Origin of the sequence: Escherichia sp. TW14182 (assembly GCF_000208525.1) — a bacterium.
Lineage (GTDB): Bacteria > Pseudomonadota > Gammaproteobacteria > Enterobacterales > Enterobacteriaceae > Escherichia > Escherichia ruysiae.
The window spans coordinates 1-6593 of record NZ_AEJZ01000387.1 but is presented as its reverse complement, the minus strand read 5'-3'; the positions used below and the strand labels follow the sequence as shown (position 1 = coordinate 6593).

The 6593-nt window shown below is 51.9% G+C and carries 7 protein-coding genes and 1 pseudogene; all 8 read right to left on the bottom strand.

All coding sequences use genetic code 11. The features are described from left to right. A partial coding sequence (locus EQY_RS0122215) for a hypothetical protein (protein ID WP_000175374.1) occupies positions 1–302 on the bottom strand: 302 nt, incomplete at its 3' end. Then, entirely contained in the window at positions 302–772 is a 471-nt protein-coding gene (locus EQY_RS0122210; protein WP_000780864.1) for a hypothetical protein, read from the bottom strand. The genes EQY_RS0122215 and EQY_RS0122210, both read right to left, overlap by 1 nt. 57 nt (positions 773–829) lie before the next feature. Beyond that, the gene (locus EQY_RS0122205; RefSeq protein WP_001272366.1) at positions 830–1858 is read right to left on the bottom strand and encodes a hypothetical protein; all 1029 of its coding nucleotides are present in this window, start codon (positions 1856–1858) and stop codon (positions 830–832) included. A 14-nt stretch (positions 1859–1872) separates the two neighbouring features. Beyond that, positions 1873–2490, bottom strand: coding sequence for a hypothetical protein (locus EQY_RS0122200; protein ID WP_000763616.1), 618 nt, complete (start codon positions 2488–2490; stop codon positions 1873–1875). Further along, positions 2483–3805 carry a DUF2213 domain-containing protein gene (locus EQY_RS0122195; RefSeq protein WP_000059662.1) on the bottom strand — a complete coding sequence of 441 codons (1323 nt, stop codon included), beginning with the start codon at positions 3803–3805 and terminating at the stop codon, positions 2483–2485. The genes EQY_RS0122200 and EQY_RS0122195 overlap by 8 nt, the downstream gene beginning before the upstream one ends. After that, entirely contained in the window at positions 3786–4619 is an 834-nt protein-coding gene (locus tag EQY_RS0122190; RefSeq protein ID WP_001018390.1) for a hypothetical protein, read from the bottom strand. Before EQY_RS0122190 ends, EQY_RS0122195 begins: the two co-directional genes overlap by 20 nt. After that, entirely contained in the window at positions 4576–6000 is a 1425-nt protein-coding gene (locus tag EQY_RS0122185; protein WP_000807718.1) for an anti-CBASS protein Acb1 family protein, read from the bottom strand. The genes EQY_RS0122190 and EQY_RS0122185 overlap by 44 nt, the downstream gene beginning before the upstream one ends. Positions 6001–6018: 18 nt before the next feature. Next, positions 6019–6593: pseudogene (locus EQY_RS0122180) on the bottom strand (terminase); the annotation flags it as partial.

Below are 6593 nucleotides of genomic sequence, written 5' to 3'. Positions count from 1 at the left end.
CCCTGGTCTGCTGCCGCGCTGACAAGCCCGGTAGCCAGCTTCCCAAGGTTGAGTTTTTTTCTCAGGTCGGCAAACCACGAGCCGGGAGCGAAATTCAGGAGAAATGAGGCGGCAGCGTTATAAACCGTTCGCACATAGATGATGGGTAAACGCTCCAGCCCCTGATCATGAGGGATTAGCTCCATCGCAGACTGAAAGCAACATTCCAGCGTCGGATCATCGTCAGCAATAGCGTGAACCGGTACTTTCATGTCGTCACGAACAAAGCGAATAAACCCCTCCAGTGACGGACGCAGGGTCATTATTTTTTAACCTTAATATTTCGCTTTGTGCTGGGCGGATTTTCCTGTTCGGTGTTAACCGCTTCCCCGGTAATTTCCATTTCAATACCCCCCGGTTGAGGTTTTTCGCCGCTCTGAATCACCGCCTGATCCACTGCGTTATTCAGCGATACGGCGCTGGCCGCGAGAATTTCCTCTGACATGGATTCCAGATTTTCCGTTTTCTGCTCCGCGCAATCCTCAATGCGACCGACGCTCACAGGTTTATCGATGGAATAGCAGATACCGGAAAAATTCTTGTCCACCTTGTCACAACGCTGGAATCCGTAAGGCTCATGCTGTCGGATGATGTGGTCGATAATATCGGACTGATTTTCGATCATATGCTGACGTCCGGACGGAATTGTCACACCGAACGACTGCGTTTTTTCGGGGAGTTTGTAGTTGAACGTGTGCGGCTGACGTGAGCAGTTAGCGATGTAGAGCTTCATAAATTTTTCCCACAAAAAAGGGGAGCATTTAGCTCCCCGCGTTATCAGATTGAACGTTTATGCGTATTTGGCAGACAACAGGGTGATCCCCTCCGGGCGGAAGTTCCAGCCCGGCGTCGCGCGCATGGTATACAACGTGGTCAGGCCGCCATCCGGCATAGGGGACGGGATTTCCGTCGGCGCTGCCATGTCGCAGAACATCACGTTAACGGCCTGCTGGTTCGGAACCAGCGTGGAGAAGATATTGGTGTTAATGGCGTGACGCGCTTCCGGCACCTCAATCGTCGGGTTCGTAACGATGATCAGGTCATTACCACCAGCACCTTTACCGATCAGCGTGTCGTCCTGGCAGAAAATGATGTCATCGCCTGTCGCCTTATCAGCGACGTCTTTAACCATCGTTCCCACCGTTCCGGTACCGCCACCAGGACGCTGGTAACTGGTCAGCTCAACAATTCCTGTCCACTCCAGCGCCTTCATGAATCGCTGCGGACTCAGAATGACAGTCGTTAATGGCTGCCCCAGCAGCAACATGCGGGTTTTCTGGTCAGCAATCAGGCCAAGCATAAATTTAGCCATCTCGCCGGAATCCCAGGTGGTGTAAGAATCATTGCCTTTGCTGTCGTTGCCCAGATTCAGCGTCACTGCGTTCGGTGAGTTGGTGATCCCCTCGTTATTAGCTGCATTCACGCCATACAGCAGCATATTACGCAACATTTGAGCGTGTCCCTGGCGGTTAGCCAGACGCAGGCCTTCAATCAGAGAATAGCCCCAGCGATCTGCTGCATCAGTATCGAGATAGCTGTATTGCGAACGGGAAGAAATTCGGTAAGTCATCATCCCGTCATAGCCGCCAGAGATACTGGAAGACGGCAACTGGCCCGGCAGAGACTGGCTGACCTGCGCCTGCGAGGTCATGCGCAGATATTTCTGATAGACCATCAAATCACTGGAACTGATTTTTACCGCTGGAGCACCGCCAGCCAGGACTTCAAACGCACCGGAAGCCATGCTCTGTTGCACGATCATTTCCGGCAGCACCATTGACGGCGACACAATAGTAGTCGCGGGAGTAAATGCGCTCATTAATTAATATCCCCTTAAATTAAAAACAGGCCGCACGGCTTACCGATTTCCCAGACAACGTTACCGCCGTCCTCTTTTTTCACCGTCAGGTTTCCGTCAACTGAAACCATCAGCAACTTAATGTCCACTTTCGGGTTAGCTCCGGGCGTTCCCGAATAAACATCAACCACGTTTTTCGTCAGATCCCACACAAAACCACTGGCAGCAACGGTGTTATTGCCATCAGCCAACGCAACAACTTCTGCACTGACCGGGAGAGGAATGCGGGCGCCTGAGCCAACGCGGTAATAGTGAACAAAGCCACCCGCGAGATATAACGGCACCGGATTATCCGGCGTGGTAATGCCATGAAATGCCTGATTAAAGACTGTAAATGCGTTACAGGCGTCCGTCGTGGCCTGCTTGATAACCGCCCCGTTAACGCTGTCTTTCGCGGGAGCGATGCACTCGATAACACCGACACCACCCCATACCGGTTCAGTGATTTTGCTGTCCAGTCGTCCGGAGCAAAGTTGCAGACGAATTGCCGGATCATCCTGCGCATCCCCCTGCATCAGCCCACGGGATTCGACGTTAAAAAGGCCACCAAATGCCCCACGGTTTTTAAACGGATGAAAGTTAATATCAGCCATTGTTCAGGCTCCCTTGAGTGTTAATTTTTGCCAGACGACGCCCCGGAATTTTGAAGGCACTCAGCCAGACGTTCGGATCGCCCTGATATTCAGTAATGCGACGCCCGGCTTCGTCGTTGCGGATGCGTTTATGCAGTTGCCCCTGCGTACTCATCATTTCTTTTTCGATGGACTGACGGGCGGCACTGAAAATTGCGTCTTCAAGCACAGCCAGCGTTGCAGAATCCGCAATCGCGCGAATATTGATGTCCTTATGTGCCGGAGAGTGTTTCTGCATAGCGATTAGCGCACGCTTGCGGTAGTCCAGCGCATTTTCACCAGAAAACGGTGCTGGCGCGTTTTTACCGCAGGCACTGAATGCGGAGTCGGCTTTTGCCTGCGCTTCTGCCAGGGCAGAATCATTGCGTTCTTTTTCTGCCTCCTCGTCGGCCTTACGCTGTTCTTCTGCTTCGGAATCAGCCTTTGCTTTCTCCTCAGCGTCTTTGGCTGCTGCCTCGTCAGCTTTGGCTTTTTCTTCTGCCTCCTTTGCCGCAGCTTCATCAGCTTTACGCTGTTCCTCTGCGGCTTCATCGGCTTTGGCCTTTTCTTCGGTCTCTTTTTTCGCCTGTTCTTCGGCATCCGCCCGCGCTTTGTCCCGCTGTTCCAGTGAGTCCATGCGCGTAACGACACCATCGATTTTCTGATTAATGCCTTTCAGGGCATCGCTCACAACCCCCTGTAACAGGGCCTGGAGTTCTTCTTTTTCCATCTCAATTTCACCTGTATTTGTCACTTCAACCCCTGCGGGGATCCGGTCTTTATCCCACACGCCCAGCGAGCCGTGGGCTTTCGTCACCAGAGCGATGTGATCAACAAGGAAAGGAACGCCCTCGATTAAAAAATTGGTGTCACCTTCCTGTACTTCCACATTTCCTGATGTGCTGTTGAACACCACCGACGGACTTGTCGAAACATCCCCCTCAGTGATTTCTTCAACAATGCTCTGGAGGTAAACGCGGCACACCGCCCATACCTCGTCACCCCGGATATACGGCAGCATGACACTGCCGACGATCCGCGATTTAAAATCCTCCTCCGTCAGAACTGCGTCGTCAGGATGGTTTGCGATAACTGGAAGGCCATTGCATCGCCTTAAAAACTCCTCGTTCAGATAGAGCTTTGGATCACGCCAGACGTGCTCTTTCAGCCCGGCGCGATAGGCAAGCCCGGTTCCGGTTATGCGCAAATTCACCAGCCACATGTTGGAGAATTTCACCGGAGACGGTACGGTTCCGTCCCTGATGCGTTCTGCCACTTCAAGCTCGGTTAAACTCACGTTTGCCCTTCTCCGTTAAAAATTCGTCGGGTAGTTTCTGAGGGGCGTAGATCGGCAGAGCATCGCAACTGCAATAAACCTCCTCCCCGGCAGCAGTGATTTCGTCATAAAAACCATATACGGGCTTAATCAGCCCCTGCTCCAGCGCCCACGAATCGCGGAGGAGATAAATTTTCTCGTCGCGCTCTTTGTGGTCCTGTCGGTATTTGTAGCCCGGACGCCGCCAGTTAGAATGCCAGCGCAGAGCAATCGCACCACTCTGAACAGCCAGCAGATACTTAACGTTGCTCGCCAGCTTATGTCCCTGGTCAATTGCCACCCGGCGACTGATAAAATCCATATCCTTCACGGACTTCTGAAAACCGGACTTCACTTCCCGGCGATCAATTTCGCTCACCCCGTCAGGCGGAATGGACGTAACCCATCCCTGAAAACGCTGTATAGTTTTCTCAATAGCCTGTTCGCGGTTGAGTTTTATCAGGTTGGCACTGGCGAAAATTCGCCTGTCGAGTTCCTTGCGAAACTCAGGTTTCAGTTTTTCAACAGTGATTTTTTTAGGGCCGTCAGGAGGCTGATCCCGTAATGCCCCGCCGTCGATGACAAGACGGCTGTAGATAGCGGTGAGGTGTTTTCTGGCTACGGTATCATCAGGGGTTTCTCGCTGAGCGGCTACACGGAGTTTCCGGCACCATTCGAGCAATGATTTTTCGCTATCCCACCCGTGATTTACGTAGTAGTTAACGGCATCCGTCAGAACCTCATACAGCGTCCTAATCCGTTTCTTCTTCCTCACCGCCCGGCTGGAAATTGCCATCAGGCGTCTCCTGCTTCGGTGGTTCATAATTCGCCAGCGCGTCCACATCAATGATGAGTGGAGCTTCGCCATAGGTTTGCGTGGCATTAACAAGACTTGCCAGCCATTCAGCGAGGGCGGCGCGGTTTTCAGGATCAACCTGTGGCGACACGGCAGAGAAAAGTGCTATCGCCTGTTGAATCACTTTACTGTCGCTTTCCCGGCGTTTGTCCGGCGACTCCTCAACCAGCTCCTGCCACGTCGCGGTAAATTCACGTCGCCACTGGTAAAACGTGGTTTTATAGTCGTCGGTTATGATGTCCGGGTAATCATTTTTCAGCGACTGATAAAATTCCTCGTTCCAGGCGATGTACTGCACCAGGCGTTCGAAATAATCCATCACAGGTTCAATCTGCTGGCGTACACCATCGATATACTGGCTGATAGCTTTCGAGTCCTCCTTACCTTCACCGAATCCGTTACTGAACGCTTCTTCCTTGATAATAATGGCCGGAACGTCACTCCCGGCGGCAATATCAGCAATGATGTTGTCGCGGGATGTATTCAGCGCCCCGTCGATGTTTTGCAGGTTCAGTGAACTTACGTCTTCGTCTTTTCCAATACTCAACACGCCTTTATTTTTGGCGGCTTTCACGTTTTCCCTTTTACGCCCCGTGGCAGCAGCCATGATCCCGTCAATTTTCGAACCGTTCTGCACAACTTTAGCCACCAGTACGCCTGCCTTCTGGCTGACGAGATCATTCGCCTCCATCGTATTGATATAGGATTTCAGGGAATAAAGAACTCGCTGAAACACGCTTCGCCCGGTGAATCCGAACGATGAACTCTGAAACTCCAGATAAATCGGTGTGCCGTTGAAGATTTTCAGTGTGCGTGACGGATGCCAGTCTTTTCCGCCAATCTTCAGTTTTTTATTGGCTTCCTGGAAAAATGGACTGTTTGGGTTCTGGTCAGTCACCATCGAACCGGAAGCGTTCAACGGGTCCCACGCGTTGATATACACGTCATCTTCTGTCAGTCCGAACGTCGGAAGCGGTTCACGACATGAAACACTGTCGGTGCCCACGCCGATCGCTGCGGCACCGTAGCAACGAGACAGAAAAAACAGATTTTTAATCTTCTCGTTAACCTTCATACGTTCCCATACTTCCTGGAAACGCCGCACAACCCGCTCATCAGGGTCTGTCTCCACGTTGTACTGACGCGGCTTACACATCGCCATAAGTATGGGTTTTTCGACAAGTTTCCCGCCCAGCGGGTGGTACTGCCACAGCAGTTTACACAGTTCATAGCCGATATCGGTTCCCGGCTGAATTTCTTCAGCCTCAAGAATACGCATCAGTGCCGAACCGAGGCCGCCAGTAATCTCGATCTCTGCCATCAAAAATATCCTGATTTTTTACAACGCCGCGTAATTACCGTGCGCGATGATCAACCCATAGGTGTAACAATCGAAAAGGTCATCAGCACGTTTATGCGCATCTTTGTCTGCCAGGTGGAACCCGGCGATTTGTTTAATGAGGTGGTTTGCGGTGGTACGTTTGAATGAAACGGTCTTGTCGTAAGCCTCCCGGACGATTTTGCACATCCCCTGATAGTGGTAGCTGGATGCCATCACCGCCCGTTCGTCTTTACCTTTGCTGGTCAGTGCCGATTTAATCGGCGTCATATCCCAGCCTTCGGTTTCCGCCTTCTGGTTGAGGATTGCCCCCATCGCGGCGTCTTCCATAAAAATTCCCTGGCTGCCCAGACGCGGACGGCATAATTTCGCGAGGCGCTCGAGGTTGTCATAAACGCCGGGGATATATTCAGGAAGCAATGACGCTTTAATTTGCGTCACATCCCAGTCAATAATCGTCAGTTTTGGCTCGTCCGAATACGTTGACTCATAAGCGAAATACACCACGCCAGTACCATCATTTTCGGTCCCGCCTTTCAGCGCCGTATCCATCACTGCGAAAATCATGTCGCAGT

What these genes read in the sequence shown, in the direction of transcription:
- EQY_RS0122200 (WP_000763616.1), bottom strand. Translation starts at nt 2,490, where the DNA reads ATGGCTGATATTAACTTTCATCCGTTTAAAAACCGTGGGGCATTTGGT.
- EQY_RS0122205 (WP_001272366.1), bottom strand. Translation starts at nt 1,858, where the DNA reads ATGAGCGCATTTACTCCCGCGACTACTATTGTGTCGCCGTCAATGGTG.
- EQY_RS0122185 (WP_000807718.1), bottom strand. Translation starts at nt 6,000, where the DNA reads ATGGCAGAGATCGAGATTACTGGCGGCCTCGGTTCGGCACTGATGCGT.
- EQY_RS0122210 (WP_000780864.1), bottom strand. Translation starts at nt 772, where the DNA reads ATGAAGCTCTACATCGCTAACTGCTCACGTCAGCCGCACACGTTCAAC.
- EQY_RS0122190 (WP_001018390.1), bottom strand. Translation starts at nt 4,619, where the DNA reads ATGGCAATTTCCAGCCGGGCGGTGAGGAAGAAGAAACGGATTAGGACG.